The sequence below is a fragment of the Paenibacillus xanthanilyticus genome (assembly GCF_042682185.1).
Lineage (GTDB): Bacteria > Bacillota > Bacilli > Paenibacillales > Paenibacillaceae > Paenibacillus_Z > Paenibacillus_Z xanthanilyticus.
The window spans coordinates 2594048-2620907 of sequence record NZ_JBHUHA010000001.1; the positions used below are offsets into that span (position 1 = coordinate 2594048).

General features: G+C 58.3%; 27 protein-coding genes. 9 read left to right on the forward strand and 18 right to left on the reverse strand.

Going from position 1 to position 26860, the window contains the following annotated elements; all coding sequences use genetic code 11:
• Window positions 1-110: 110 nt before the first annotated feature.
• The 8 genes from ACFSKT_RS10925 to ACFSKT_RS10960 form a co-directional block, all read right to left on the reverse strand.
• Window positions 111-2411, reverse strand: coding sequence for a helix-turn-helix domain-containing protein (locus tag ACFSKT_RS10925; protein WP_377722765.1), 2301 nt, complete (start codon window positions 2409-2411; stop codon window positions 111-113).
• Window positions 2412-2754: 343 nt separating this feature from the next.
• A complete protein-coding gene (locus ACFSKT_RS10930) occupies window positions 2755-3189 on the reverse strand; it encodes a helix-turn-helix domain-containing protein (RefSeq protein WP_377722766.1) in 435 nt (144 codons plus the stop codon).
• A complete protein-coding gene (gene allB / locus ACFSKT_RS10935) occupies window positions 3164-4564 on the reverse strand; it encodes an allantoinase AllB (protein ID WP_377722767.1) in 1401 nt (466 codons plus the stop codon). The genes ACFSKT_RS10930 and allB overlap by 26 nt, the downstream gene beginning before the upstream one ends.
• Before the next feature lie 60 nt (window positions 4565-4624).
• Window positions 4625-5668 carry a DUF6282 family protein gene (locus tag ACFSKT_RS10940; RefSeq protein ID WP_377722768.1) on the reverse strand — a complete coding sequence of 348 codons (1044 nt, stop codon included), beginning with the start codon at window positions 5666-5668 and terminating at the stop codon, window positions 4625-4627.
• Window positions 5669-5723: 55 nt separating this feature from the next.
• Window positions 5724-6596: a carbohydrate ABC transporter permease gene (locus ACFSKT_RS10945; protein ID WP_377722769.1), complete on the reverse strand. Its 873-nt coding sequence runs from the start codon at window positions 6594-6596 to the stop codon at window positions 5724-5726.
• On the reverse strand, window positions 6596-7495 hold the full coding sequence (locus ACFSKT_RS10950; protein ID WP_377722770.1) for a carbohydrate ABC transporter permease: 900 nt from the start codon (window positions 7493-7495) through the stop codon (window positions 6596-6598). The genes ACFSKT_RS10945 and ACFSKT_RS10950 overlap by 1 nt, the downstream gene beginning before the upstream one ends.
• A gap of 27 nt (window positions 7496-7522) precedes the next feature.
• Complete coding sequence (locus ACFSKT_RS10955) at window positions 7523-8881, reverse strand: extracellular solute-binding protein (RefSeq protein ID WP_377722771.1); 1359 nt, start codon at window positions 8879-8881, stop codon at window positions 7523-7525.
• An 89-nt stretch (window positions 8882-8970) separates the two neighbouring features.
• Window positions 8971-9633 carry a GntR family transcriptional regulator gene (locus ACFSKT_RS10960; protein ID WP_377722772.1) on the reverse strand — a complete coding sequence of 221 codons (663 nt, stop codon included), beginning with the start codon at window positions 9631-9633 and terminating at the stop codon, window positions 8971-8973.
• Window positions 9634-9864: 231 nt separating this feature from the next.
• On the opposite strand from ACFSKT_RS10960, the gene ACFSKT_RS10965 reads away from it, so the two are divergent.
• On the forward strand, window positions 9865-10710 hold the full coding sequence (locus ACFSKT_RS10965; RefSeq protein ID WP_377722773.1) for a manganese catalase: 846 nt from the start codon (window positions 9865-9867) through the stop codon (window positions 10708-10710).
• 73 nt (window positions 10711-10783) lie between these two features.
• Here the strand turns inward: ACFSKT_RS10965 and ACFSKT_RS10970 are convergent, their stop codons facing one another.
• From ACFSKT_RS10970 to ACFSKT_RS10985, 4 genes are all read right to left on the reverse strand, one after another.
• The gene (locus ACFSKT_RS10970) at window positions 10784-11863 is read right to left on the reverse strand and encodes a YncE family protein (protein WP_377722774.1); all 1080 of its coding nucleotides are present in this window, start codon (window positions 11861-11863) and stop codon (window positions 10784-10786) included.
• Window positions 11864-12099: 236 nt separating this feature from the next.
• A complete protein-coding gene (locus ACFSKT_RS10975; protein WP_377722775.1) occupies window positions 12100-12516 on the reverse strand; it encodes a DUF1761 domain-containing protein in 417 nt (138 codons plus the stop codon).
• Between the two features lie 53 nt (window positions 12517-12569).
• On the reverse strand, window positions 12570-12935 hold the full coding sequence (locus tag ACFSKT_RS10980) for a YciI family protein (protein ID WP_377722776.1): 366 nt from the start codon (window positions 12933-12935) through the stop codon (window positions 12570-12572).
• Window positions 12936-13060: 125 nt separating this feature from the next.
• Window positions 13061-13885: an alpha/beta fold hydrolase gene (locus ACFSKT_RS10985; protein WP_377722777.1), complete on the reverse strand. Its 825-nt coding sequence runs from the start codon at window positions 13883-13885 to the stop codon at window positions 13061-13063.
• Window positions 13886-14042: 157 nt separating this feature from the next.
• On the opposite strand from ACFSKT_RS10985, the gene ACFSKT_RS10990 reads away from it, so the two are divergent.
• Window positions 14043-14528, forward strand: coding sequence for an Lrp/AsnC family transcriptional regulator (locus ACFSKT_RS10990; protein ID WP_377722778.1), 486 nt, complete (start codon window positions 14043-14045; stop codon window positions 14526-14528).
• A gap of 78 nt (window positions 14529-14606) precedes the next feature.
• On the opposite strand, the gene ACFSKT_RS10995 is transcribed toward ACFSKT_RS10990, so the two are convergent.
• Window positions 14607-15245, reverse strand: coding sequence for a hypothetical protein (locus tag ACFSKT_RS10995; RefSeq protein ID WP_377722779.1), 639 nt, complete (start codon window positions 15243-15245; stop codon window positions 14607-14609).
• Between the two features lie 282 nt (window positions 15246-15527).
• Here ACFSKT_RS10995 and ACFSKT_RS11000 point away from each other — a divergent pair, with 282 nt between their 5' ends.
• Both ACFSKT_RS11000 and ACFSKT_RS11005 read left to right on the forward strand, forming a co-directional pair.
• Entirely contained in the window at window positions 15528-16256 is a 729-nt protein-coding gene (locus ACFSKT_RS11000; RefSeq protein WP_377722780.1) for a polysaccharide deacetylase family protein, read from the forward strand.
• Between the two features lie 177 nt (window positions 16257-16433).
• The gene (locus ACFSKT_RS11005) at window positions 16434-17630 is read left to right on the forward strand and encodes an FAD-dependent monooxygenase (RefSeq protein WP_377722781.1); all 1197 of its coding nucleotides are present in this window, start codon (window positions 16434-16436) and stop codon (window positions 17628-17630) included.
• A 106-nt stretch (window positions 17631-17736) separates the two neighbouring features.
• On the opposite strand, the gene ACFSKT_RS11010 is transcribed toward ACFSKT_RS11005, so the two are convergent.
• The 4 genes from ACFSKT_RS11010 to ACFSKT_RS11025 all read right to left on the reverse strand — a co-directional run bounded on the left by ACFSKT_RS11010 (window position 17737) and on the right by ACFSKT_RS11025 (window position 20106).
• Window positions 17737-18519, reverse strand: coding sequence for a hypothetical protein (locus tag ACFSKT_RS11010; protein WP_377722782.1), 783 nt, complete (start codon window positions 18517-18519; stop codon window positions 17737-17739).
• A gap of 255 nt (window positions 18520-18774) precedes the next feature.
• A complete protein-coding gene (locus ACFSKT_RS11015) occupies window positions 18775-18996 on the reverse strand; it encodes a helix-turn-helix domain-containing protein (RefSeq protein ID WP_377722783.1) in 222 nt (73 codons plus the stop codon).
• Window positions 18997-19005: 9 nt separating this feature from the next.
• Entirely contained in the window at window positions 19006-19488 is a 483-nt protein-coding gene (locus ACFSKT_RS11020; RefSeq protein WP_377722784.1) for a DUF2975 domain-containing protein, read from the reverse strand.
• Window positions 19489-19782: 294 nt separating this feature from the next.
• A complete protein-coding gene (locus tag ACFSKT_RS11025) occupies window positions 19783-20106 on the reverse strand; it encodes a cupin domain-containing protein (RefSeq protein WP_377722785.1) in 324 nt (107 codons plus the stop codon).
• Window positions 20107-20317: 211 nt separating this feature from the next.
• On the opposite strand from ACFSKT_RS11025, the gene ACFSKT_RS11030 reads away from it, so the two are divergent.
• The 5 genes from ACFSKT_RS11030 to ACFSKT_RS11050 all read left to right on the forward strand — a co-directional run bounded on the left by ACFSKT_RS11030 (window position 20318) and on the right by ACFSKT_RS11050 (window position 26173).
• Window positions 20318-20827, forward strand: a complete 510-nt coding sequence (locus ACFSKT_RS11030; protein ID WP_377722786.1) for a TRAP transporter small permease — start codon at window positions 20318-20320, stop codon at window positions 20825-20827.
• Window positions 20824-22119: a TRAP transporter large permease gene (locus ACFSKT_RS11035; protein ID WP_377722787.1), complete on the forward strand. Its 1296-nt coding sequence runs from the start codon at window positions 20824-20826 to the stop codon at window positions 22117-22119. Before ACFSKT_RS11030 ends, ACFSKT_RS11035 begins: the two co-directional genes overlap by 4 nt.
• Window positions 22120-22226: 107 nt before the next feature.
• Window positions 22227-23267, forward strand: coding sequence for a TRAP transporter substrate-binding protein (locus tag ACFSKT_RS11040; RefSeq protein ID WP_377722788.1), 1041 nt, complete (start codon window positions 22227-22229; stop codon window positions 23265-23267).
• A 308-nt stretch (window positions 23268-23575) separates the two neighbouring features.
• Entirely contained in the window at window positions 23576-25408 is a 1833-nt protein-coding gene (locus ACFSKT_RS11045) for a sensor histidine kinase (protein WP_377722789.1), read from the forward strand.
• Window positions 25409-25429: 21 nt separating this feature from the next.
• The gene (locus tag ACFSKT_RS11050; protein ID WP_377722790.1) at window positions 25430-26173 is read left to right on the forward strand and encodes a response regulator transcription factor; all 744 of its coding nucleotides are present in this window, start codon (window positions 25430-25432) and stop codon (window positions 26171-26173) included.
• Window positions 26174-26205: 32 nt separating this feature from the next.
• Here ACFSKT_RS11050 and ACFSKT_RS11055 read toward each other — a convergent pair whose 3' ends face one another.
• Window positions 26206-26679, reverse strand: a complete 474-nt coding sequence (locus ACFSKT_RS11055; RefSeq protein ID WP_377722791.1) for a hypothetical protein — start codon at window positions 26677-26679, stop codon at window positions 26206-26208.
• Window positions 26680-26860: the final 181 nt, after the last annotated feature.

Sequence of the window (26860 nt, forward strand, 5' to 3'; positions counted from 1 at the left end):
ATTTCAAGGCAAAACGGCTGTGGCCGTCTTTTGGCGGCGCATGCAATTAAAAGAAAAACGCCGTCCTTCGTGGCCCGATACGGACCGGAGAGACGGCGCAAGCGGCATGCTTATAGGTGCTCTTCCAATCCGTCTGCGGCCGGCATCGCGGCGGCGCCTCTTAACGCCTTGAAGCCGCTCGGCGGCATGCCCTCGAATTTGCGGAAGAAGCGGTTGAAGCTTTGGACGTTGCTGTACCCTACCTCCGCCGCGATCTGCGTCATGCTTAAGTTCGTCTCCAGCAGCAGCTGCTTCGCGCGCTCGATCCGCAGCGCGTTCACGTAATCGATCAAGCTCTTGCCGGTCACCTCGTACGCGATCTTGCGCATGTACGAATAGCTGATGCCGATTTCCTTCGCCATGTCCTCGTACACGATCTCTTCCCGGAAGTGGGCTTCCAAATAGCGAATAATCCGTTCGCCGTAATTGGCTTCGCCGGAGCTTCGCGCCAGATATTGCGTAATGTCGCGGAAGAAGCCGCGCAAGTAGTCTTCCAGCTCGTCAAGCGTATCGATGGACGCGATGGCGGAATAGACGTTGCCTCTGCCCGCGAATATGCGCGATGTGCTGATGTTGTTCTCCCTTAGATGCTTGATCGTGACGCCGACCAGCTGGTTGTAGATGAACAATATATTGTCGTACGAGATATATTCGGCCGATTCGATCTCGACGCGGATGCTCGCCAGTTCGTCCTCGATACTGCCCAGGTCGCCTTTATCCAGAAAATTAACGATGCGCCGTTCGCTGTTCGTCGGATACATGTACTTCTTGCCCCGGTCGGCCTGCTGCCCCCAGTAGAAAATGCCGCCGCTCCCCGCGATCATGCGATGCTTAATGGCCTCCATCGCTTCTATGGCAAGATCGGACAGTCTGACGCTGTCCTCGGCTTGGCTGCTAACGCCGATGGTGACCGTATGGCCGAGCAGCTCCGCGGCCGAATCCCGAATCGCGGCGAGCGCGTGGTCAATGGCGGCCGACGTCGCTTCCGGCTCTTCGTCGCTATAATTGAACACGATCACGAAGCAGCCGTCCCCTTGATAGACGCACCGCGCTCCGATCGTATCGGGGAACAAGCCGTCGCATTGGGAGATTAGTACGTAACGATGGTAGTTGCGCGTCTCCGGGTTGGCGTGGCTCACGTACCGCCGGTAGCGGTCGATGGAGACGACCGCCGCGCGGAAGCAGGACGCCGGGAACAGCTCGGCGATCTGCTTGGACACGTCGCCGCGCAGCAGGTTGTGGATCGCCAGGCTGCGGGTATCCTGCTCTCGTTCCTTCAGCAGCTGGTAGAGGCCCTCTTCCTCCTCCTGCATCCGCTTGAACGCCGCGTCCAGGAAGAGCAGCTCATTCTTGTTCGAGACGCCGATATGGCCGCGGGCGCTCACGGCCCGCACGAGCTGCCGCAGCGGCTTGGACAGCCACGTCGCCAGCAGGACGGTCAGCACCGCGCCGGCGAATATAATGACGATCGTCAGTCCGATCAAGCCGCGCTGCAGCATGCGTGCCTTGGTCATCAGCTCGTCCGTGGAATACAGGTTCACGTTCCACCAGCCGAGGAGCTCTGATTTGGACCACGTGTAGATCAGCCGCTCCCCTTCGACTTCCCGGAACGCGTAGCCCTCCTTCGAGCCCGCGTCCAGGATCTCCCGAATGTAGGGCTGCTCCCCGCCATCTGTCAGCAGGAGGCTCTTGTCGCTATGCGAAATGATCGTGCCGTCCGCTTCCAGCAGGAAGTAGCCGTGCTTGCCCGGCTCGCTGGAACGGAGATAGTCGCTGATCCGGCTCTCCTGCAAATTCACGACAATCGTCCCGCGCGTCGTGGTCGACAGCCGGTTGAGCGGCATCACGTAGGTCACGACGTTGACGCCCGACGACAGCTTGCGCGGCACCCACACGCCGCTGATTCCTCTTCTGCCTTCTAGCGCCTTCGCCATCCAATCGAGCGGCTCGTAGCGGTCCAGCCGCGTAATGCCTTTGTCCGTCGAGACGACGTAGTCCGAATCGCTTAAGTAGAACATGGACGAATACACGCCGTCGACGCGGTGGTTCAGGTTCTGCAGCTCCGACAGCACGACCAGCGTGCTGCTGACGTTGCCGTAGTTGGCGTTCGCCTCCGCGAACGTCTCGAAGCCGCGTATGCGGTCGAACACCTTGCTCGTGGCCAGACGCACGACGTCTTGGGCCATATTGCCCAGCGCGGTCTCGTTCAGCCGGCGGTTCGCGTTCAAGCCCGCCAGCGACGATTCGGCGATGGCGCTCTCCGAATGCTGCACGATCCGCGCGCTGCTGTACCACGTCAGGATGGCCATCGGAATGGCCATGACGCAGAACAAAATTAGCGTGAGCTGCAGCATCATCGGAAACCGTTTCATGAAACCTCTCCTCTCTACTGTTGGCTTTGCAGCCAAGCAAAACAGACCCCACCCCATAAGACAGCGCTTACATTTCAGTCCGTACCGATTTCTTCCTAGCCTCTGCCGCGTGGCCCCCGACGACTGAATAGGTTCCTGCAGAACGAGAGCCGAGGCGGATCATCGCGCGTTGAACGCTCGCATTCGTCGACTCTTGTCGAAAAATGGATTAATAGATAACGAAATCCAATAACATTATAATAAATCAGCTCGAGGAAATAGGGAAGGGTAAGTTTGGGAATTCAAACAGGCCGATGGTGTCCATCGGCCTGTCTCCCCATACTATGATTACGCGACATCCCTGTCACCGCTTGCCGTCCGCCCTTCTGTCATCCGCCTCTTCGGCGAGCAGCCGCCGAAAGACGAATGCGAGCTTAAGCCTTAGCAGGCTCTCCGTCTGCTTCAGCTGCATGCCGAGCAGCTTCTCCAGCTTCTCGATCCGGTAAGCAGCCGTATTGCGGTGAATGAACAATCGGCTGGACATCTCGGCGATTTGCCCGTCGCAGGCGATCAGCGTCTCGAGCGTAAGCAGCAGCTCCTCCCGCTGTCTGCGCTCATTGCGTTCGCGCAGCGATAATTTTGCTCGCGGATCGGCGGGCGGCAGTGGCCTCAGCGGTCCTAATACTTGCTCCACGTAGGCGCTCATGCTCGCGCGCGGCAGCTGCTCGAACAGCGCCGCCCATTCGCGGATGAGCTGCTCCTCTCCGGCTTCCTTATTCGAGACGGGTTCCAATCGCATCCTGCTCCCTCCCATTGCGTATCGGGGCGAATCCTTCCTGCTCGGCGTATACGATCGTACCCCGAAGCAGCGTCGCCACGACCGTGCAGCCAAATTCCCGGTCGAGGTAAGGGGTGTGCTTGTGCCTATGATGGAGCTGCTCGGCCGTCAAACGGTACTTCCGGTTCAGGTCGACCAGCGCCAGATCGGCGTCGATTCCGACTTTGACCGCGCCTTTGCGGCCGTCCAGCCCGAACCGCGCGGCCGGCGCGCCGGCGAGCAGGCGGCCGATGGCGTGAAGCGGCATGCCGCGCTTCAGATGCCCTTCGTCCACGAGCAGCGTAAGCGAGCTCTGCGCGCCGGCGATGCCGCCCCAAGCGGCGAACAGATCGGGCGATTGCTTCAGCTCGCCCGGGCAGGGCGAATGATCCGAGGCGATAAGATCGATCTCGCCGCGCTCGAGGCATTGCCACAGCTTCGCCTGCTCCCGCGGACTGCGCAGCGGCGGCGCGCATTTGGCGACGGGACCGAGCCTCGCGAGATCCGCATCCGTCAGCGCGAGATAATGCGGGCACGTCTCGAGCGAGACATCGACGCCCGTCCGCCTCGCCTCGCCGATCATCCGCACGGCCGCTTCGCTGCTGATATGGGCGAAATGCAGCCGGCAGCCGGTCTGCTTCGCATAGTCCAGCGCTTGGCCGACCGCCTCCGTCTCCGCGTCGATCGGGCGGGTGCCGGTGTAATCCGCCGCGGAATGCCGGCCTTCCGCGCGGGCGAGCGCGGTTAACCGGGCGACGATCGACTCCTCCTCCGCGTGGAGGACGAGAATCTTGCCCAGCTCGGCGATCCGTTTCATGCCCTCGAGCAGCGTCGCGTCGTCCGAACGCCGGAACGCGTCCGCATCCTCGTCGCCCGGCGACGACATGAACGCCTTGAAGCCGACGACCCCCGCCTGGGCGAGAGCGGGCAGCTCTCGGATGTAGCCCGGCATGAGGCCTCCCCAGAAGGCGTAATCGATCAAGGCGGAGCCCGCGGCCAGCTTGCGTTTGCGCGCGAGCGCCTCGACGGTTACCGTCGGCGGTATCCCGTTCAGCGGCATGTCGATGAAGGCCGTGCAGCCGCCCGCGGCCAGCGCGTTCGTGCCGGTGACGAAGCCTTCCCAGTGGCCGAGCCCCGGTTCATTCAGATGGACGTGCGCGTCGATCATCCCCGGCATGACGACGAGCCCGGCCGCATCGACGATCCGCGCGCCGCCTCGCTCGACGGATGGGGCAATCGCCGCGATGCGGCCGTCGCGGATGCCGATGTCCATCCCCGCGGTCCGATCCTCCAGCACGACCTCCCCGTTCGCGATCACGAGCTCATAAGGCTGCCCCGCAGCGCTTCTCTCTCTCATGCTGCCCTATCACTCCTATCCGGCTTCGACTTGCCTGCGCACCCCGATGTACCGGCCACGTTAATCGTCCAGGCCGATCAGCTTGGCCGGGTTGGTCGCCACCATATGGTAAATATCGTCCGGCGCAAATTGGTAATCGAGCATCGACGCAATCATCGTCCTCATGCCCTGAACCGGCGTGGACGCGGCGCGAATGCCGTAATCCGTGCCGAGCACGAAGCGATCGATGCCGACCTCCTTGATCGTCTTCATCCAGGCGACGGCGTTCGTATGGCGGCCAAGCTCGGCTCCCATATCCATATACTCGCGCTCCACGTAATAGTGGGTGCGCGGCACGTCCGGGTACAGCCAATCGACAAGGCACGCTTCCAGGAAAGCGCCTCGGGCCGCGGCCTCCTTCTGCTGCTCCACCGTCATCTTGCCTCGCACCGGGTGGGCGATGAGCACCTTCTTGATCCCGTATTGCTCCGCCAGGTCGAGCAGGCGCAGCGCCTCCGGAACAGACACATGCCCCGTGTTCAAATACACCTGCGGATGCTGGGCGATCATCGTGAGAATCTCGTCGAGCGCCTCCGGAATGGAGCCGTCGAGCGGCACGGACGTCGCGACCGGCAGCTCCTCCTTGGCGAATTTGGGGAACGCGTCCTTGAACGGAACGAGCTTGCCGTCGATCAAGGTGGACTCCCGCTCCGCGGAGTGGCGGGTACAGTGCGAGCCGAAGCTGATGAATCGGCAGCCTTCCTCCATGTGCAGCGCGGTGCGGATCGACCGCGGGTTAAGACCGCCGTGACAGGAGTTCATCAGATAGCCGCCGTACGTATGGATGCCGGGGACGTGGCGGTTGACGATCCACGCCATGCCCGACGCCCAGCCGAACACGTCGTAGTACACGATGCTGCGCATCCCGGCCGCGGCCGCTTCCTGCGCGACTTGGATCGGGTCCAGATGGCCGGGGTTCGAATTCAGCACCGGCCCTGCGTGTACATGGCTGTCGATCGCGCCGATCAGCAGCTCGTCGGGCAGCTCCATCGAGCGGCGGTAGAACGACTCGTTCCATTTGGACTTATCGGGCGTACGGACAATCGCTTGTTCTTGATTCAACATCTCTTCTTCCTCCTCTGAATGGGGGCTTCCTTGCCGGGGTCGCCGCGGTTTGCGGCTACCCTTTCACCGCGCCGGCCATGACGCCCGCGACGATACGCGAGCTGAACGCGAAATAGATAACGGCCACCGGCAAAATCGACAGCACCATGCCGGCCATCAGCTGCGGATAATTCGTGCTGTGCTGCGATTTGAAAACCGACATGCCGAGCGGCACCGTGCGCAGCGCTTCGTCCTTCAGCAGGACGAGCGCGAACGAGAACTCGTTCCAGCAGGAGAAAAACTGCAGGATCGCCACCGTCGTCAGCACGGGCATCGCCATCGGCAGAATGATGGTGAACATCGTCCGGCTGAAGCCGAGCCCGTCGATCGCCGCCGCTTCCTCGATTTCCTTCGGGATGCCGGTAATGTAGCTGGCGACGAGCAGAATCGGCATCGACAGATTGAACGCCACGTACGGGATGATCAGCGTGTGCCATTGATCGGCCAGCCCCGTTTCTTTAAAGAGCAGATACACGGGGACGAGCAGGGCGTGAATCGGGACGAGCAGGCCGAATAAGTAATAGATGACCATCAGCCGCTTGCCCTTGAACCCGACTCTGGCGATCAGATAACCGGTCACGAACGCGATCAGCACAATCGCCAGCACGGATACGGCGGTGACACGCGCGCTATTCCACGACAGCTGAAGCATGTTGGTCAGCTTGATCGCCTCCGCGTAATTGCTGAAGTGAAGCTTCTGCGGCAGGCTAATAATGCTGTTCGAGAACTCCGCTTGCGTCTTGAGCGACGAATAGCCGATCCAGATCAGCGGGAAAATGCAGCTGGCGCTAAACAGCAGCATGATGCCGTTGAGCAGCAGCTTCTTGATCAACCTGACGGGATTCGCGCTCCCGCGCTCGGCCGCGGCCATGTTCATCGCTTGCTCCATTAGTGCTCCACTCCTTCCGCGCCGCGCCTGCGCTGCAGCAGCGCCGTACTGATCAGAATAATGAGCAGCGTCAGCGCCATGATCATGATGGCGAGCGCCGAGCCGTACCCGTAGCGGAAGCGGAGGAACGACGTCTCGTAGGCGTACAGCGCCATGACCGACGACGCGTTCCCCGGACCGCCGCCCGTCATCGCGTAGATATGCTCGAACCCCCGCATGTTGTTGGCGATGCAGAGCAGCGAGGAGACGATCAGCGTCGGCTTGGCGAGCGGGATCATGACGTACCATGCTTTGCGGAAGCCCGTCGCGCCGTCCAGCTCCGCCACCTCCAGCACCTCTTTGTTGATGGCCGCAAGTCCCGCGAGCATGAGCAGCGTGTAGAACCCGATATTTTGCCAGGAGAGCGGAATGGAGACGAGGAGGACGATCGGGCCGGACAAATCCAGCCACGACTGGATCCACCGTTCAAGCCCGACGATCCGCAGGAACTCATTGAACAAGCCATAGTTGTAGTTGTAGATCAGCGTCCACAGGAAGGCGATGATGATCGGCGCCAAGGTCGACGGGAAGAAGCTGATCGTACGGTGGAATCCTTTCCACTTCACCGCCTTCGACATGAGGAACAGCGCGAAGATGAAGGCCAGCCCCACCTGCCCGACCAAGCCGTAAGCGGTCATGATTACGTTGTTCCAAAACGCGTGCCAGAACACCTCGTCGCGGAGGATCTCCGCGTAATTGTCCAGTCCGATATAGCTCTTCTTCGGTCCGCCCGTCCACGAGAAGAAGCTGTAGCGGAAAGCGGAGAGAATCGGCACGAGCACGACGAACGAATAGATTGCCAGACCCGGCAGGAGATACAGCAGCACCAGCCAGCCGGAAGGACGCAATGCTTTACCCATGCGGTCACCTCCCTCGTTCGAATTCCGTCATGGCTTGGCAAGAAAGGTTTCGTAGGCTTGCTGCGCCGCTTCGGCTAATTGCGCCGGGGTCTTCGCCCCGGACATGACGCCTTGGATCTCCGTATTGATGACTTCAACGATCGACGCATCGAACCAAAGGTCGAAAATCTTCGTCGCATCCGCAGCGGCGCTGGCTTCATAGGCGGCCAAGGCGACCGGGTGCAGCTTGTTCGTATCGAACTGCCCGGGGTCGTATGCCGGGAAGCCCCCGACCTCCGCCATCAGCTTGGCGCTCTGCGAGCCTGTCATATAATCGAGCAGCGTCATGATGGCGTCCAGCTTCGGCCCGGGCTCGATGCCCGCATGGACGCTGTAGTAGACGCCCGCGCCGCCGGAGGATGCGAGCGGATCGCCTTTGCCGCCCTCGACGCCCGGGAACACCGCGACCTTCGTCGCCTCCCGCACCGCTTCCGGCGCGTTGTTCACGACGTTCATCGCCGACCAGATGCCGCTGACGAACGCGGCCGAGCGGCCTTCGAAGTAGTAGGACACCATCGTGTCGCCGTCGACGGAGTTCATGTCTTTGTTCAGATAGCCGGCTTTGGACAGATCGGACATGATGGAGATGGCATTCACGAAGCCCGGATCGGTGAACGCCGCGCCGCCGCCGCTCAGAATCGACGCAGTCCATTCCGGTCCGGTATGGCGGTCGGTCAGGGCGCTAATCCAGCTGGACATCGCATAGCCTTTGGATTTGTCGCCGTAGGAGAACAGGTTGACGCCTTTGTCCGCAAGCTTGCGGCCGGCATCCATCACCTCGTCCCAGGTGGCGGGGAAATGGTCGTAGCCGATATCGGCGAACAGATCGGCATTGTAGTAGATGAGATGGGTCGGGCCGGCCGCGATCGGAATGCCGAACACCTTGCCATCGCGCGTGCCCGCGTCCAGCGTGCCGGCCCGGTAGCCGTCCCGCCATTCGGGCCGCTTATCCAGCTCCTCGCTCAGCGGCAGCACGATCTCGTTGTCCACGAAGTTCGTCATCCACGAGCCCGGCACGATGAATACGTCCGGCATGTCGTCCGCGGCGGCGAGCGCCTGCGCCTTGATCGCGTAATCCTCGTTCTGCAGCTGCTCCTCGACGATCTCGACGTCGGGAAAATCCTTCTTGAACCGCTCCACCCCGTCCAGCACCGCGGTGTCTTCCGGGCTCTTGCCGATATTCGACGCTTGATACCGGTGCATGAGCGTGATCGAGATTTTGCCCGCGCCTTCCGCTTCCCCTTCTCCGGACGACGCTTCATTCGTTGGCGCCGCCTCGTTCGAACAGGCGCTCAGCAGCAATGCCGCGGCAGCGCTTAATGCCAGTACAGCCGACCTTTTTTCCATAGTCCCCACTCCCCAATGGTTTCTCTCCCGCGATCCAACGGCTACAATTTGGCATCCGAAATTGGATACAATCTAGGGCAAAAAAAATGTTAACCTTGAAAAATTTCCGACAAATTGGCCACGCTGCCCGTCGCGATCGAGAAATCCAGCGACCGTTCGATCTGCAGCAGATGATCCGTCATGACGCGGGCGGCCAGATTGCCATCCTTCAGCATAATCGCCTCCACCAGCTCCTCGTGGTCCCCGCAGAATGCTTGGTTCGTGCCATAGAGCGCGATGATGACCGACGTCAGCGAGATGAGCTCCTCCAGGAACGTATAGTAGTAGGAGTTGTGCGCGAGCTCGGCGAGCTTCAAGTGGAAATCGACCGTCACGTCGAGCGCGCCGACGACGTCGCCCGCATGGCTCGCTTGATGCTCCTCCTGCAGCAGCACGCGCAGCTGGGCGATTTGCTCCGTCGAAGCCGCCGCGCATACCTTTCGCACCATGGAAGGTTCAATGACACGTCGCATCTCGAACACCGCTCTCGCGTCTTCCACGCTCGGACACGAGACGAACGAGCCCCGGTACGGAATGACCGTCACCAGCTTCTCCATCGCCAGGCGCCGCAGCACGTTGCGGATCGGCGTCCGGCTGACCCGAAAGGCTTCGGCCAGCGCGTCTTCAATGAGCTGCGTGTTCGGCAGCAGCTTGTGCTGCGTAATCGCCAGCTTGATTTCTCGATAAATTTCCTGTTCCCGTTTGTTGGACATGGCGTCCCTCCTCAGCTGTCGTGATGACCTGCTTGCGCGATTCATGTTAGCTATACTGACATTGTAGGTTTTAGCGTGCCCAGGGTCAATGCTGCAGGCGGTTTTTCGGCAGCGTGCATAAGAAAACGCTTTCACTGTGGAGCGCGCGGCGGCGTCATTACCAGGAAAGTTTTGGGGATTAGCGACAGGGGTAGAAAAAAGAGGACTTTCAAGCAAAAAGGAGGACATGCCATGTTTAGACATCAGAAGCAGCTGCAGTTCGAGGTCAAAGTTGAGCGTCCCGACCCTATGCTTGCCCGGCAGATCCAAGAAATACTGGGCGGACAATTCGGCGAGATGACCGTCATGATGCAGTATCTCTTCCAAGGGTTCAACTGCCGCGGAGAAGAGAAGTACAAGGATATGCTGATGGATATCGGCACGGAGGAGATCGGCCATGTCGAGATGCTCTGTTCGCTCATCAGCCAATTAATGGATGGGGCGTCGCCGGCCGCGCAAGCCGAGGCCGCCAAGGATCCTGCGATGGCCGCCATCATGGGCGGGATCAATCCGCAGCATCTGATCGTCAGCGGATTGGGCGCGCTCCCGACCAGCTCGACCGGCGTTCCTTGGAGCGGCGCGTATATCGTGGCCAGCGGCAACCTGCTCGCGGATATGCGCTCGAATCTGCATGCCGAGAGCCAAGGCCGTCTTCAGGTTGCCCGGCTCTACCATATGACGACCGATGAAGGCGTACGCGCCACATTACGCAAAATGCTGGCCCGCGACCGCTACCACCAATATCAATGGATGGCCGCGATCGCCGAGCTCGAAGAGAAGAACGGCGTCGTCGTGCCTGCGTCGTTCCCCGCCGAGGCCGAATTGGAAGCGCAGCCGCAGGCATACGCATTCTGGAACCTGTCCGAAGGCGTGGAATCCGCCAGCGGTCCGTGGGCGGCCGGGAATGCTCCCGACGGATCGGGCGAGTTCGTCTACATCGACGAGCCGCTGCCGGAAGGACAAGCTCCCGTTGCAAAGGTGCCGGCGCCGGAGCTGCACCATGACCTGGACTCGAGCAAAGTGCTGATCAATAAATAAATCCGCGGAAACGCGGTACCGGCGGCGGACGATGATATTGCTTCATCGTTCGCCGCCGTTCGTTTGCGCTGGCCTAGTTATCCTGAATGACGATCAGCGATTTTTCTCCGCCTTTATAGATGCGGTTCGTCCGCGCGTTGACGGCCGTGCCGCCCAGCCAATCTCGGGGCTCGAGCGCCGCGAGCCGCTTGAGGCTGCTGCCGTTATAGACGGTCAACGGGTCAGCCTCAAAGTCGACATCCCCGTTCAGGTACAGATGATTCGTCCTCGAATGAAGGAACATCCTCGTATACGTCGGAATCGTCTTCCTCCGGACAATGCGGTCCGTAGCTCCGTTAATAACGTACAGCCGTCCCGTGTCAGCCTCCTGTGCCGTCGTGAGATAAATCCGATTCGTCACCGGGTTAAGCGCGATCTCGCTTTGCAGTCGGCCGAGCTGCAGCTTGCGCATCGAACCCGTACGCGTATCCAATATGGAACAGTACCGGCTCAAATTATTGGGGATGTACAGCTGCTTCGTCTGCTTGTTCAAGACCGGCGTAACCACCGGATTGCTGCCTACTTTCCACGTTCGGATAATCTTCTGATTGCGGCCATCCAGCACGGAGACGGTATCCTTGCTCGTATTCGTGAAATAGATCCGATTCGTCTCCTCGTCCACCACGAGCGTAGAGAACCGGCCTTGGATGGAGAGGCGTTTGACGATGGCGTTCGTCTTGCCGTTGATCACGGTCAACCTGCCCATGCTCGACGAGAGCGTGATCGAAGCGACATAGATGAGATTGGTCGCTGGATTGACCGCAATGACGTCGCAGCGTTCGCCGATGGGGATCGTCTTGACGACCCGGTTCGTGCGGCCGTTGATGACCGTCAAGCTGCCATCCAGCCAGTTGGTCACATAGATGCGGTTGGTTCTGGCATTCACCGCCACGCTGTGCGGCATTTGGCCGGTTGGCACGGTGGTCACGATCTTGTTCGTCTTCCCGTCCAAGATGCCGAGCCCGCGTTCCTTCAATGCGAAGTACACCCGGTTCGTCACCGGATTCACCGCTATATCGCCCACTTGCCCGCTAATCGGAATGGTCGCGATGATGCGCGGCTTCGAAGGGGTGACGTTAACCCGCGCCCGTGCATTTAGTAAGGGTCTAGGCAAAGGATTCGCTCCTCCTTTTTATTAGGCATGCGTTCTTGGCATTATATTCGGCGGGCGTTGATCGGTAACCGGGCTGATTGGTTTGCGTACACGGTCGAAACCGGGGATGCAGCATTCAGCCGGTGCTCCGGAATAGGGCACGACCGCCCACATGGGAGGGGACAGGCTTATCCGCGAACGCAAAGAAGCTGCCGGTGCGGCGGCAGCTGAGTGGGGTTGTATTGGAGTGAAGTCCACTAGCTCATCCAGTACAGGATGGCCGCCGTCAGCATCATGCCCACGACATGGTAGCTCCCCGTTACGGCGCCATATAACAACGGCCGAGGGGTCTTGGGGTTAATCGCATTGTTGAACGAAATACTCATGGCATAGCCAACACCTACGATCAAGCCTAGCAGAAGCGCGTCCGACAAATGCACGATCTGAAGCGCATCGACGAATAAGGCGGTTGCGATCGAAGCGGCAAAAGCGCTAACGAGCGGACCGATGTAGTACAGCATGGGCCACTTCTGATTCGGGGATCGCTTGGTATCCAGCGCCTTGTCGTACAGAGCGCCGAACAACGGCGTAAACCATACCGCGCCAAGAACATAATACGCGAGAGCCGCTGCAATAATCGCCAACCCGTTCAGTTCGACGCCTCCATCAAACATGTAAATCCCCCTTTGCGTGGCAAGCGCTTCGCATATCGTCGATTACGCCTCCGTCAGCTCTCCGGATCCTCGAATACTTGACGCAGTTCTACCTGACCTTCCCCATGTCCTTGCGGGTCCGGCATCCGCATGGCCCACTCAATGGCTTCTTCCTTCGACTTCACCTCGATCAAAAAGAACCCGGCGATCAATTCGTTCGTCGCCGCGAAAGGGCCTTCCGTCACCACCGGCTTCTCCCCTGGTCGCACAAACGAGAAGCGCATCCCGCTTGAACTGGGATGAAGACCTTTCGCCGCAACCCGCACGCCTGCCCGCACGAGCTCCTCATTGTACTGCCTCATCGCTTCCATGAGCTCCGCGCTCGGGAGTTGGCCGGCTTCGGAATGGTTCGACGCTTTGATAATCATCATAAACAGCATCCATCTTCCTCCTTATTCTGGAGTCATCCCGAGTGGTTTGCTCCGCGGGCTTGCTGCCTTAACTATACGCTTCCGAGCGACCCATCATTTCTCCTCGATTGCTCTTTTGTCGAGATCGGCACCCCTTACTCTCCCTGCAAAAACGCAATCACGGCCTGCAGAAATTCAGCTTCAAGCTCCACGTTCGGCAAATGAACCGCCGGCAGGACGAGCAGCTTCGCGCCGGGGATGGTCGTGGCGAGGAGCTCGCCGTGCTCCGGCAGCGTGACCGTGTCATATTGCCCCGCGATGACGAGCGTCGGACGGTCGATGAGCGCGGTCGTCCGGCGCATATCCATGTCGCGGATCGCCGCCCAGCTGCCCGCGATGCCCTGCGGACGCGTCGCCAGCACCATCTCGCGAAATGCACCGACAATCGGATTGGCAGATGCCAGCATGTCCGCCGGGAACCAGTTCCGGATGAACCTATCGGCGAATTCCGGCAGCTTCCCCGGCTCCTGCACGCCAGCGATCAAGCCTTCCCATTGGTCCGCGGGCCCTAAGTACGATGAGGTATTGCTCAGAATGAGCCGGTCGACCCGCTCCGGCGCGTAGATCCCGAGCCATTGCGCAATGACGCCGCCGAGCGACAGCCCGAGCACATGCACGCGTTCGAGCTGAAGCGCGTCGAGCAGCTCGATGACATCCCGCCCCAGTCTATCGAACGAATACGGACCGTCCACCGTATCGGAGTCGCCATGTCCCCGATAATCGTAGCGAAGCACGCGGAAGTGTGGGGTAAGCTCGGCGATCTGTCCCGCCCACATGTCCATCGAGGTCGCAATCGAGTTCGCGAGCAGAAGCACCGGCTTCTCGGCCGATCCCTCGATCCGATAGGCAATGCGTACGCCATCGCCGGTCGTTACATAATCCTTCAAACCTTCGGCTTTCTTCGATTCATTCATGATCATGGTCCTCAGTCTCCCTCTCTCGTTCATTTCGTTTATAGTGACATTTTATGGAATGCCCCCTACAATTTGAATAAGAAGATGAAGGCGTTCGGGGCGCAAAACCTTATTTTCATCGCCGTTTCCGAAGCAAACTTTAACAAAATGAGGTGACCTGTTCATGGACCAGATCGACATGAAAATTTTATCCATTCTGCATGATCATGCGAGAATTACGGTCTCGGAGATGAGCCGCATGATCGCGATGTCGCAGCCGGCCGTGACCGAACGGCTTCGGAGATTGGAGGAACGGGAGGTCATCACGGGCTATCGCGCGCGGATCTCCCCGTCCAAGCTGGGCAAGTACACGACGGCGTTCATATTGTTCAAATCGAATGACTGCAAGGCATTCGAAGCGTTCAGCGAAGCAGCCCCCGAAATCGTCGACTTCTACCGCACGAGCGGCGAATACAATTATTTGCTGAAGGTGGTCACCGAGACCGGCGAGACGCTGGAAACCTTCTTGGAAGCGTGCAACGCCTACGGCTTCTCGACGACCCTTGTCGTGCTGTCCACGCGATTCGAGGACAAAAATCCATGGGCCGGCCGCGAAGCCTCGAACATCGTACCCCTGGTTCAGCCCGGGGAAAACGAGCGTAAGCGATGATGGCCGATATCCGAAGCAAACGAGGCTGCCGAGATAAATTCGCGCAGCCTCGTTTTATTTGAGGGCGGCGACCAATCATCAGTGACGCATAAGCCCCCATTCCTGATAGAGAACGCGAAGTTCCTCCGCAGTCCGTAACACAAACGCTTGGATCACGTCCTCTCTCAAGTAGGCAGGGGTGATCCGGGGTTCATGATCTTTATTGCGCAGCCAAGCTAGCTTAACGTCCCGGTACTGGCTCACTTCGTGATCGGTTAATAGCGGTTCGATCGTATAAGCGGCTGCGGTTTGCAGTCGGTTCAGCATGCCATCCGTCCATTCCGCTTCCCGCATAAGCTCGAATTCCACCTGATCCGACTCCGCGTTATAGGTCTTTCTAATCTGCTCGCGATCTCCCTGATACGCCTGCTCGAAGTCCGCGTACACCGTCTCCGTCCACCTGATGTCCGCATAGATATGCGCCAAATATCCGAGAACGTAGTCTTTCCAGCCCGGCTCATGGTGCAAGCTTACATAATGCAGGCACTTCTCCTTCAGCGTTTCAAGGGACGGGAATTGACCTTCATGCACGAAATGAGTTACGCCTTTCTCCTGTCTCGTCACCTGTCCTCGGACATGGACGGCATCCGGCGCAAGGCTTCCGATCAAGAAAGCAGGTGTCGGATTGCCCGAGCAGAGCGCTGAGGCGATTGCAAAATGAACCATGGGATAGGGCATCGATCAGACCTCCGCAGCTTTCTTTTCCTTCATTATCCAGTTATCTATCAGACGGCGGAATGCCTAAATAGTTGCATCACCGTCTGCAAGGACTTGGGGGTTTCCAGCTTTCTAATAACGCTACGATTCATGTCTCAACCTAAGCGTCAAGCTCCATCTCCTTTTTTGGGAAAAACCAGGAAATCACTGCTCCATCTGTACGGCAACGCTTTTCGAAACATCCTTTCAACCCCCGTTATCGTCAACCTATCAGAGAGACGACTACAGAAGAAGGTGAATCCCTTGCATAAACAAATCAGGTTGTTGCGAAGACTGCTGCTCATTACCCTCGGTACGGTCATGGGACTCGCGCTCATCGGCTATGGGCTGATAAAGTTGTCGGGGTCCCGCGAGTTTCAACTCTATGGCGGTATCGTTAACCACGTGGAGACGCCGGAGAAGGCGGTGGCGCTCACGTTCGACGACGGCCCTACCGGCAGGACGGAAGAGATACTCGCGATTCTCAACGAAGCGGATGTGAAGGCGACCTTTTTCTTGACCGGCTCGGAGATGGAGGCCAGCCCCGAGGCAACCAAGCGGCTGATCGAGGCGGGTCACGAGATCGGCAACCACTCGTATTCGCATACGCGCATGATGTTCAAATCTCCCTCGTTCGTCAAGGAGGAAATCGAGCAGACGGACGCTATTATCCGCTCGTACGGGTACGAAGGTCCGATCCCGTTCCGGCCGCCTTATGGGAAGAAGCTGCTGGTGCTGCCTCATTACTTGAAGGAACATGATCGCAAAACGATTCTATGGGATGTCGAGCCTGATTCGATCGGGGAGATCGCCGGCGATGCGCAGCGCATGATCGACCATACTATTCAGCACGCGAAGCCGGGTTCGATCATCCTCCTCCATGTCATGTACGAGAGCCGAACGCCGTCCATGCAGGCGGTGAAAGGCATTATTGACGGGCTTCAGGCGAAAGGGTATGCGTTTAAGACGGTGTCGGATTTGATGGGAAAATAATTTCCAGACTAGATGAAGAACGAGGCAAAGCACACGTACGAGATCACCCGTTATAAGCTGAGAATTCGCGCATAGATTGTATAGGTCTTATACGATGGATGGAACGGACATGAGAGAAACGCGCATCGATAGGACTCCTGATTGGATTTCACGAGAAGATAGGAGCGGTATCGCACAATGTCGATAAAAAAGCGAATTCTGATTTCCGGAGCAAGTATTGCGGGGCCGGCGCTCGCCTACTGGCTGCATCGTTACGGCTTTGAAGTGACGGTCGTGGAACGCGCCCCTGCCCTTCGGCGCGGCGGATACGGCGTGGATATGCGAGGCGCGGCGATTTCGGTACTGGAACGAATGGGGATTCTGCCTCAAGTCCAAGCGGCGGACACGAAGATAACCGGCGTTTATTTTGTCGATCGCAGCGGGAAGGTCAAAGGGCGCATCAGCGAAGCTAGCCTGGGTAACCAGCATGGCGTAGACATCGAAGTGATGCGCGACGATCTGACGGACATTTTGTACAAGGCGACCCAGGATTCGGTTCATTATATTTGGGGTGATTCGATATCCGCCATCGAGGAGTCGGAGGAAGGCGCATTCGTTCAATTCCTTCATGCCGAGCCGCAAAGGTTCGATATGGTGATTGGGGCGGATGGTCTTCATTCCCATGTGCGGAAGCTGACGTTCGGTGAAGAATCGCAGTTTAAACGGACGCTCGGCTGCTACATCTCGATATTCGCCGCTCCCAATTTCCTTAACCTCGACCATCATCAGCAGTTCTATGCCATTCCCGGCAAGACGGCGGGGATGTATAGTACGCAAGCGAACCGCGAAGCGAAGGGATTGTTCGTCTTCAAATCGGCGCCCTTGCCATACGACAGGCACGACATCGAAGCGCAAAAGAAACTCGTCGCCGATGTTTTCGGGAACGAAACGGGCTGGGAAACCCCGCGGCTTCTTCAGGCGATGAAGCAAACGGAAGATTTTTATTTTGACGAGATCTGCCAAATCCATATGCCCGCTTGGTCGAAAGGCCGAATCGCGCTTGTCGGCGATGCGGCGTATGGTCCTTCACCGCTCTCCGGCCAAGGCACGAGCCTCGCGCTCGTGGGCGCCTATGTGCTGGCTGGCGAGTTGAAGGCCGCCCAGGGCGATTATGCCAAGGCCTTCCGCGCCTATGAGAACGAGATGCGCACGTTCGTGGAGAAGAATCAGAAAATCGGGCAGTCTGCGGCCCAAGGCATGGTTGCGACCTCCCGGTTCAAGATTATGCTGCAAGACTGGATGTTCCGCGTACCGTTCCTGATGACCGCGACGTTCAACATGATCGGCAAGATGATCGAGAAGGCGGCTAATGGGATTGAGTTAAAGGCGTATTGAAGGCGGAATGATACAGAGAGCATTACCTTGAAGGTATGCTCTCTGATCTAGTTAACAACGTTAATTGAAGACGTGCGAACATCATACCGTCGAGCCTTGGAGCCCGTCACTCATGTCGTCCAGGCTGCGGCAGCTTCTCTCCCAGCTCTTGCACGCTGGCGAAGAGATAAGGCCAGTCGGAGTATCGATGGTCTCTAACGGTCTCAAACCTTGCCGTATCCGTTGTTCCAACGGCCCGCACCTGTTTCTTGAAGCGTCGAAAACCCTGGGAATAACACCACGAACTTAAGGGAACTGTTCGACCGTTCGGATAAGCGAACTGCATAATCGAAGCACTTGCGAAAATCGCCGCGGAAGGAGGTTCCGAACCGAAGTATTCAAGCGCCACCACGGCGTTTTTCCCGTATTCCGGATCCTTCTCATCCGTCTCGATCACGACGGCCGCCCCATATTTCGTCTCGCTTAGCTGCAAGGACAAACAATCCCCGTCTTGAAACAAAGGCTTGCGGATGACGAGTTTTGGAATTTTTTTCACCTTCGGGTTCGGCTGTCGACATTGCTCCAGGAACGTCTGGAGCGCCTGTTTACGCTTCAGCAGCGCTTTCTCCGATACGTCCTTCCAGCTGTCCAAGCCGTTCTCCTGTTCCAAATCCTGCTCGATCTGCGCGATAATCGATTCATCGACTTTGCCGTAACTCCACTGCGCCTTCGCGATGCCCAGCCATACGAGAGGCCCTTCGTCCTCGTCCTCCAATACGTCCCGGTAATTCTCCAAGCAAATACGCGTTGCTTCGGCGATATCCTGCGTATATTTCAAGATTTGCTGATAGGTTCCGATTACATCTAAAACCACATCGTCTTGCGCGATGCCTTCTCCCCAAGTGCCCATGCTATACGTCCTCTCTAACAGTCGACTTCATTTGCTAGGCCATTCTTATCGGCCTTGGATAACCGATATGATTATAGCAAACTACATAATTATCTCGCACTTGGCGATTTCAGGAGAAAGAGATTGCCGACGGTGAGATTGAAGAGCAAAACGATGCCCGAGATGATGAGAGGCCCAACACAAAACGGCAGCCGGTCCCTTGACCAGCTGCCGCATTCTTATCGCTGCGCAGGATTCCATGCCTCACGCCAGCCGTTAATCTCCGCCATTCTCGTCGCTTCGGTACTCCAGCAGATCCCCCGGCTGGCAGTCGAGCGCCTTGCAGATCGCCTCCAGCGTGGACAGCCGAACCGCCTTCGCCTTGCCGTTCTTGAGGATCGACAGGTTCGCCATCGTGATGCCGACCCGATCCGCCAGCTCGGTGACGCTCATTTTCCGTTTCGCCAACATTACGTCGATATTGATAATAATCGCCATGTTCTCACCTCAGACCGTCAAGTCGTTTTCGGATTTGATATCGATCGCTTCTTGCAGCAGCCGTCTAAGCACGGCGGCAAATACGGCAATGACCAGCGAGGCGAAGATCAGGACCATGCCGACGAGGATAACCCCCGGGGCATCGTCCCGCTCCGCGATCAGGTAGAAGAGCGGCAGGCCCGCCACGAAGATGCCGCTTATGGTCAGCGCGCAGTTGCGAATGTTCTTGAGCGCCAGCACGGACAGGTCCGAGAACGCTTGGTTCGTGTCGATGTACGTTAACAGCTTGAACGACTGGTACAGCGCGATGTAGAACGGAACCGCCGACCCGTAGAACATGAGATACACCAGGTATCGCAAATACCCATGATCCGGATACAATTCGACGATAAAATCCGCAATCTGCGGCACCAAGAAGATGCACAGCGCCAGCACCGGAATACCCATGAGAATGACGGCCGCCTTTAAAAAGAGCGTTGTTCCTCGTTTCATGAAAAGCCCCTCACTTTGCTTGAAGTTAATTTGACTTTACCACATCATTTATCGTTTTACAATAAAAAATTGCTGATGATAAATACATGTTTGCTGTTATAGGTTTATCCCACTTTTAACCGGATTATGCTTCTCCAACACGAAAAGACGCCCCCGCCGAAACGAGAGCGCCTTGCCGAATCTATGCCCAATCTTCATTCTCCGATCCAAATAGCATCTTGAACGATGCCGATCACCCGCGAACCGCCCTGGCGTCTTACTTATCAACTCACAAGCGCCGGAGCATCCTGTCCCTCATGCCCGTCCCAGCAAATCCAGCCGCAGCGGCGTGAACGTATCGAGCAGCTTGCTCGCCACGAGCGCCCGGCAGCCGTGCTTCGCCCCGCCCGGAATGAAGATCGTCTCCCCCTGCGCGATGACGGTCTTCTCGCCGTCTACCGTGAACTCGATCCGTCCCTCCAGACAATAGGAGAACTGCTCATGCGGGTGACTATGCTGATACCCTTCCGCCCCCGCCTCGAAGTGGACCTCCATCATCATGATCGACTCGCCCGGATTAAAAATTTTGCGCTTCACGCCCGGCTCCGCAGGCTCCCATACGTTCAATTCCTTCGCCATCTTCCACTTCCTCCCCTTCGCTTCATCTGCGAGATTATCATACCGTTCGCGCCCGTACCGCACCAGACACTTGGAACAGATCCTAAAAAAGTTACAAAAAAACCTAAAACCGGCCGCATTATCAAAACCGGCGTCCTCCCGTACACTTAGTTCATGTAAGCACTTACATTGAACAAAAGCAAATTGGGACTATCGCAAAGGGGGCATCCGGTTGAAAAAGACCATAAAACGAATAGCGCTGGCGATCGACTCGTTCTTTGAACATTTCGCGTTAATCGCCATCGTTGCTATGGTGGTCATCGTGACGATTCAGGTTATTACCCGCAAGCTGTTCAGCTTCGTCTTCTTCTGGTCGGAGGAGGTCACGCTGCTGCTCATGGTCTGGTTCTCCTTCATGGGCATCGCGATCGGGTTCCGCGAGAAGCTCCATCTCGCGATGGACAGCTTCACCAACCTGCTGCCGAAGAAGGTCAATTGGGTCATCGACAAGCTCATTCTGATCACGGTGTTCGGCTTCGGCCTCTATCTCGTGAAGAACGGTTGGGATTTCACCGTGCTCATGAACGAGTCCACCCTCGCCGCGACGAAGCTGCCGAACAGCGTCATGTATCTCGTCATGCCGATCACAGGCGTCATGATCTGCGTCTACACCCTGCTCCAGCTGATCGGCATCGAGACGATCCGCCATGAGAATATCGACGAGGAGGTGCCGAAAACGTGAACACGATCGCACTCATCATTCTGGCCAGCACGTTTGTCATCCTGCTCCTGCTGCGGTTCCCGATCTCGATTACGCTCGCCGGGTCGGCTCTCGTCACGATGATCTACCTCGACCTGCCGTGGGTCGTCGTCGGCCAGCGCATGATTCAAGGCATCAACTCGTTCTCGCTGCTGGCGATTCCGTTCTTCATCCTCGCCGGGCAGATCATGAGCGCCGGCGGCATGGCGATCCGGCTGGTCAACTTCGCCCAGCTGTTCGTCGGGGCGGTGCGCGGCGGGCTCGCGCTCGTCAACTGCGTCGCCTGCATGTTCTTCGGCAACATCTCCGGCTCGGCCGCGGCCGACGTGTCGTCGATCGGCTCCGTGCTCATCCCGGCGATGAAGAAGAAAGGCTACGACGCGGATTACGCCGTGGCGGTCACCACGTCGGCCTCGATTCAAGGCGTCATTTTCCCGCCGAGCCACAACTTGGTATTATTCTCGGTCGCGGCCGGCGGCGTGTCCGTCTCCAACCTGTTCCTAGGCGGCATCGTGCCGGGCCTGCTCCTCATGTTCACGCTCATGATCATCTCGTATTCGATCGCGGTGAAGCGGAACTATCCGAAGGGCGAGCCGATCAAATGGTCGCAGGTGCCGAAGATCATCGGCGACGGCTTCCTCTCGCTCATGACGGGCGTCATCATTCTCGGCGGCATCCTGAGCGGATGGTTCACGGCGACGGAAGCGGGCGCAATCGCATGCGTGTACGCCTTTATCCTGACGTTCTTCGTGTACCGCGACGTCCCGCTCCGCCATATCAGCATCGTGCTGAAACGGACGTTCCGCACCGTCGCGATGGTACTGTTCCTGATCGCCGCCTCCGACGCGTTCGGCTGGATTCTCGCCTACTTAAAGGTGCCGGTGCTCTTGACGGACATGTTCCTCAGCGTCTCGGATAACCCGTCCGTCATCCTGCTCATGATCAACGTCCTGCTGCTCCTGATCGGGTTCCCGATGGACATGGCGCCGATGATCCTCATCATGACGCCGATTCTGCTGCCGGTCGCCACGGCGCTGGGCATCGATCCGATTCACTTCGGCATCATCATGATCCTGAACTGCGGCATCGGGTTAATCACTCCGCCGGTTGGAACCGTCTTATTTATAGGCTGCGCGCTAGGCAAGGTACCGGTCAGTCAAGCGACCAAAGCCTCCTGGCCCTTCTTCTTCGCCATGTGCGTCGCCCTGCTGCTCGTCACGTATATCCCGGAAATTTCGTTATGGCTGCCGCATCTGGTCAATGGCGCGCCATAAACCGAGGCTTTTCTCTCTGAAATGTGTATCCGCTTTCATTAATATTGGCACCTGACACAGGAAGTTGGACGATGAACGACGAACGATAACTGAGGAGATGATGAACGATGAAGATGAAACGGTTCACTGGGGTCCTTACGGCTGTGCTCGTATCCGGCGCGATGCTCGCAGGGTGCAGCGGCGCGAATAACGCGAATGCTCCCGCTAACGAAGGCGCATCCTCCGGCGATGAAGGCAAGAAGCAGCCAACCTATACGTTCCGCCTCGCCGAATCCCATCCGGCGGATTACCCGACGACGCTGGCCGACAAGAAGTTCGCCGAGCTCGTGAGCGAGAAGTCCGATGGCCGGATCAAAATCGAAGTCTTCCCTTCCGCCCAGCTGGGCGAGGAGAAGGCGGTCATCGAGCAAGTGCAGCTCGGCGCGATCGAATTCACCCGCGTCAGCACCGGCCCGCTGGCGGAATTCAACAAGGCGTTCGGCGTGTTCAGCCTGCCGTATATTTTCGAGAACGAGGAGCATGAATGGAAGTTTCTGAACGGTCCGGAAGCGCAAAAAATGCTGGAAGACCTGAGCTCGTCGAAATTCATGGGGCTCGCCTACTACGACTCCGGCGCCCGCAGCTTCTATACCCGCGAGCCGGTGAAGAGCATCGAGGATCTGAAGGGCAAGAAAATCCGCGTCATCCAGAACAAGGTCAACATCGACCTGATGGACGCGCTCGGCGCCAGCGCCACCCCGATGCCGTACGGCGACGTGTTCAACGCGCTGCAGACCGGCGTCATCGACGGGGCGGAGAACAACTGGCCGAGTTACTACACCTCCAAACACTACGAGCAGGCGAAGCACATCATCGTCGACGGCCACCAGCGCGTGCCGGAAGTGCTCATGGCCAGCCAAGTGACCTGGGATAAACTGTCCGATGAAGACAAGAAGATCATCAAGGAAGCGGCAACCGAGTCCATCGCCTACCAGCGCGAGCAGTGGAAGCAGTTCGAGAAGGAATCCGAGGATAAAGTCCGCGCGGCGGGCGTCACCGTCACGGATGTCACCGACCTGAAGCCTTGGCAGGATGCCGTCAAGCCGATGATCGAAGAGTACCGCGCGGATTACAAAGACGTCCTGGCGGCGATCGAGGGCTCGAAGTAATCGGTTCATTCTCCAGCTCATCACGCATACGCAGCAGCTTCGCTATTCGATCATCGATTCCCCTTATAGCACAACCGTGAGCGGGAGGCCCATGCCTCCCTCTTTCCTTTCGCGCCGCCGCAACGCAAGCGGGTATCGCATCCGGCGCACGCTATTTCCCACCGCGGTCTGTTGCGGGAATTCCTGTCGGCCATGCATAATGAAGGAGAATCGTCACTTTGGCAGGAATGTATGGTGGATAGAATGCGAGTTCAACAAGTTGACCCTTGGCGACTTGTCGAACTTCCTCTTAAAGGAGAGCTGCCCGCATGGTCTGGAACAAAGCGCGCCATTGGTTCATGCACACGGTGTTTCTGCGCGATCATTCGCTCGGCGCGAGGCTGCTCGTCTTCTCCGCCGTGCTCGTCATCATCCCGATGCTCGTCGTCGGCCTCATCTCGTATCAGCGCTCGTCCGGCGTCCTGCAGCACGAAGCGCGGCAGTACAGCTGGCAGATCATCGAGCAGGTCAAATCCCACGTGGAGCATTACGTCCGGGATATCGAGATCATCGCGCTCAAGACGATCAATCACCCCGACATGGGCAAGCTGCTCAAGATGAACAGTCTCGAGGAAATCGAGCAGTCCCAGATTCGCCAGCCGATCATGCAGCTGCTGCGGGATTCCGGCTATTCGCGGTCGGATATCTCCAACATCAGCTTATTCTTAAGCAATATCCTCATTCTCGATCTGCGCGGAGACGACAGTATCGAGCCGCTGGCGCCGCTCATGGACGAATATTGGTATCAGCTCGCGCCAGCCAACGGGGAGCCGATGCTCGTCAGCCGCGTCATTAAGTGGAAGGATCGCGAGGAGCCGGTCATCTCCATCGTGAAGCGCCTCGTCAGCCCCCATACGCTCGAGCCGATCGGGATGCTGATTATCGACGTGAATTACAAGCGCTTTCAGGAGATCGCCGACCTCGTCACGATCGGCAAGACCGGCTATATGTTCATCCTGGATTCGCAGAGCCATTACGTGTACCATCCCGATCTGACGCAGCTGGGGAGCCGCGCGAGATTGGATGGACTGGATCAGATCCAACAGATGGAGAGCGGCTCGATCCTGTCCTCGGACGGGAAGCAAAATTTTCTCACCTTCAGCCACTCCTCCTTCCTCGGCTGGACGCTCGTCACGGCGGTGCCGTACAAGGAGCTGACGTCGGGCATCGGGTATATTGGCCGGACCATTCTATGGACGGTCATCATCACGCTCGGCGTCGCCTACTGTCTCGGGATCGGACTCGCGTCCAGCATTATCAATCCCGTCCGTCAGCTGCAGCGGCTCATGAAGCGCGTGGAGATGGGCGATTTCGAGAGCAAGGCGCACGTCACCTCCAGGGATGAGCTGGGCCTGCTTACACACGGCTTCAACAAGATGGTCGGGAATTTGAAGGAGCTGCTGGAGCAGATCTATTTCTCGAAGCTGAAAGAAACGGAGATGACGCTGCAGCAGAAGGAGATGGAGCTGAAGATGCTCATCGCGCAGATCAATCCGCATTTCCTGTACAACTCGCTGGAGACGATCCGCGGCATGGCGCTCGAGCAGGACATGGACGATATCGCCGACGTCGCGTCCGCCCTCTCCCGGCTGCTGCGCTACAATTTGCGCCATCCGTCGCCTTACGTGACCTTGCAGCAGGAATTAGATATTTGCGACATGTATCTGCGCATTATGAAATACCGGTTCGAAGACCGGCTCGCCTACGAGTTCCACGTGCCGGAGCTGCTCCGCGAGCAGCCCTTCGCCAAGTTCTCGCTCCAGCCGCTCGTGGAGAACTGCATCGTGCACGGCTTCGAAGCCGGCGGCGGCACGAGCCGCATCCGCATTATCGCCCGCGCGGAGATGGACGGGACATGGACGATTACGATCGAGGATTCGGGCGCCGGCATACCGGATGAGCGGCTGGCGGCCATTCAACAAAGCTTGCTGGAGATCGGCGCGTCGCACGATGGCAGCCACATCGGGCTGGCGAACGTGCATCGGCGCATCGTGCATTTGTTCGGAGAAGGGTACGGACTGTCGGTCGACAGCGCATGGGGCGAAGGGACGCGCGTGACGATGCGGTTGCCCTGCGGCCATGCCGAGCATCGGGCCGGTTAATACGACGGAGGGGGTAGCGTTATGCCAAGCATCGTGCTAGTGGATGATGAGCGTTGGGTACGGACCGCGCTAAGGAAGGTGATCGAGCGCAGCGATTCGCCCTATCAGGTCGTGAAGGAATGCGCGAACGGACAGGAAGCGCTGGACTGGCTGGACTACCATGAGGCGGACGTCGTCATGACGGACGTGAAAATGCCGGTGATGGACGGCTTGACGCTCGTGCAGCAGCTGCGCGAACGCCCAAAGCCGCCCGAGGTCGTCATGATCAGCGGGTATGACGATTTCCAATTCGTCCAATTCGCGCTGCGGGCGCAGGTCGTGGACTATCTGCTCAAGCCGGTGGAGGTCGACGACATGCGCAAGTGTTTGGAGACGATCCGCGCCCGCCGGTCGGCAGGCGGCATGAGCGAGGAGCCCGCCCCTGCCAAGGCGGAGAAGGAACGGGAAGAATCGCCGATCAAGCTAGCGGTCCGGTACATCCAGGAGGCGCTGCCCGGCGATGTGACGCTGCAGGAGGTCGCGGCCAAGGTGCACCTCAATCCCTCTTACTTGAGCCAGCTGTTCAAGCAGCAGATGAAGATGAATTTCATCGACTACGTCCTCGAGCAGCGCATGGAGCGCGCCAATCAGCTGCTGTCCCGCACGACGCTGCGCATCTCCGAGATCGCCGAGCGCGTCGGCTACTCGGACCTGGCGTACTTCAGCAACACGTACAAGCGGATCACGGGGATGACGCCGTCGGAGTATCGGAAGGGGCAGGGATGAGGCGGGAAAACCCTCGATGCCGGGAGGTTCATTCAACGACGACTCCCGCTTACCGCCAGCGCTGTCAGCGCCGCCAGAGACAGACCGAACAGAAAGGTGTAGGCGTTAAAATAGAGGGTGTTCGTGTATGGGTTCAACCAGCCGAAACGGTAGATGACCGAGTCGGGGTTGTCCGGACCTCCTCCCAAATGCCGGATTAGTCTGGCGACGAACGCATTTTCGCCGAGACCGCACAGGACGACGAGTATGAGCAGCGCAAATCCCGCTTCCCTCCTATACCGAGCATGGTCCGCGAAACGCCGGCTGATCCGATATGTAAAAATAACGGCTACCAGATAGACGGGGACCGCCGGGAAGACGAACAGAATCGCCGGGTTGCCGTTGCCGGAAACGCCGTGACCCGCCCCCCGATAAGTGAACGTGAGCATATACACAACCAAAAAGAATAGCGCGCTCAATATGGATGTTACCGCAAAGGCGATCAGGTCAACCTTCGTTCGAGACATATCGTGTTTCCCCCTATTCCGTATTCGGGCGATCAAACCAAGCCGTCAGCTCCACGGTGCTCGATGCGAACTACTATTACTATATATATCCTACCTTTCATCATTTTGGATAGTCATTAACCGTGACGCAATCGCCAACGACCGCCCTGCCAAGCCGGCAGGATGGTCGTTTTTTACTCGT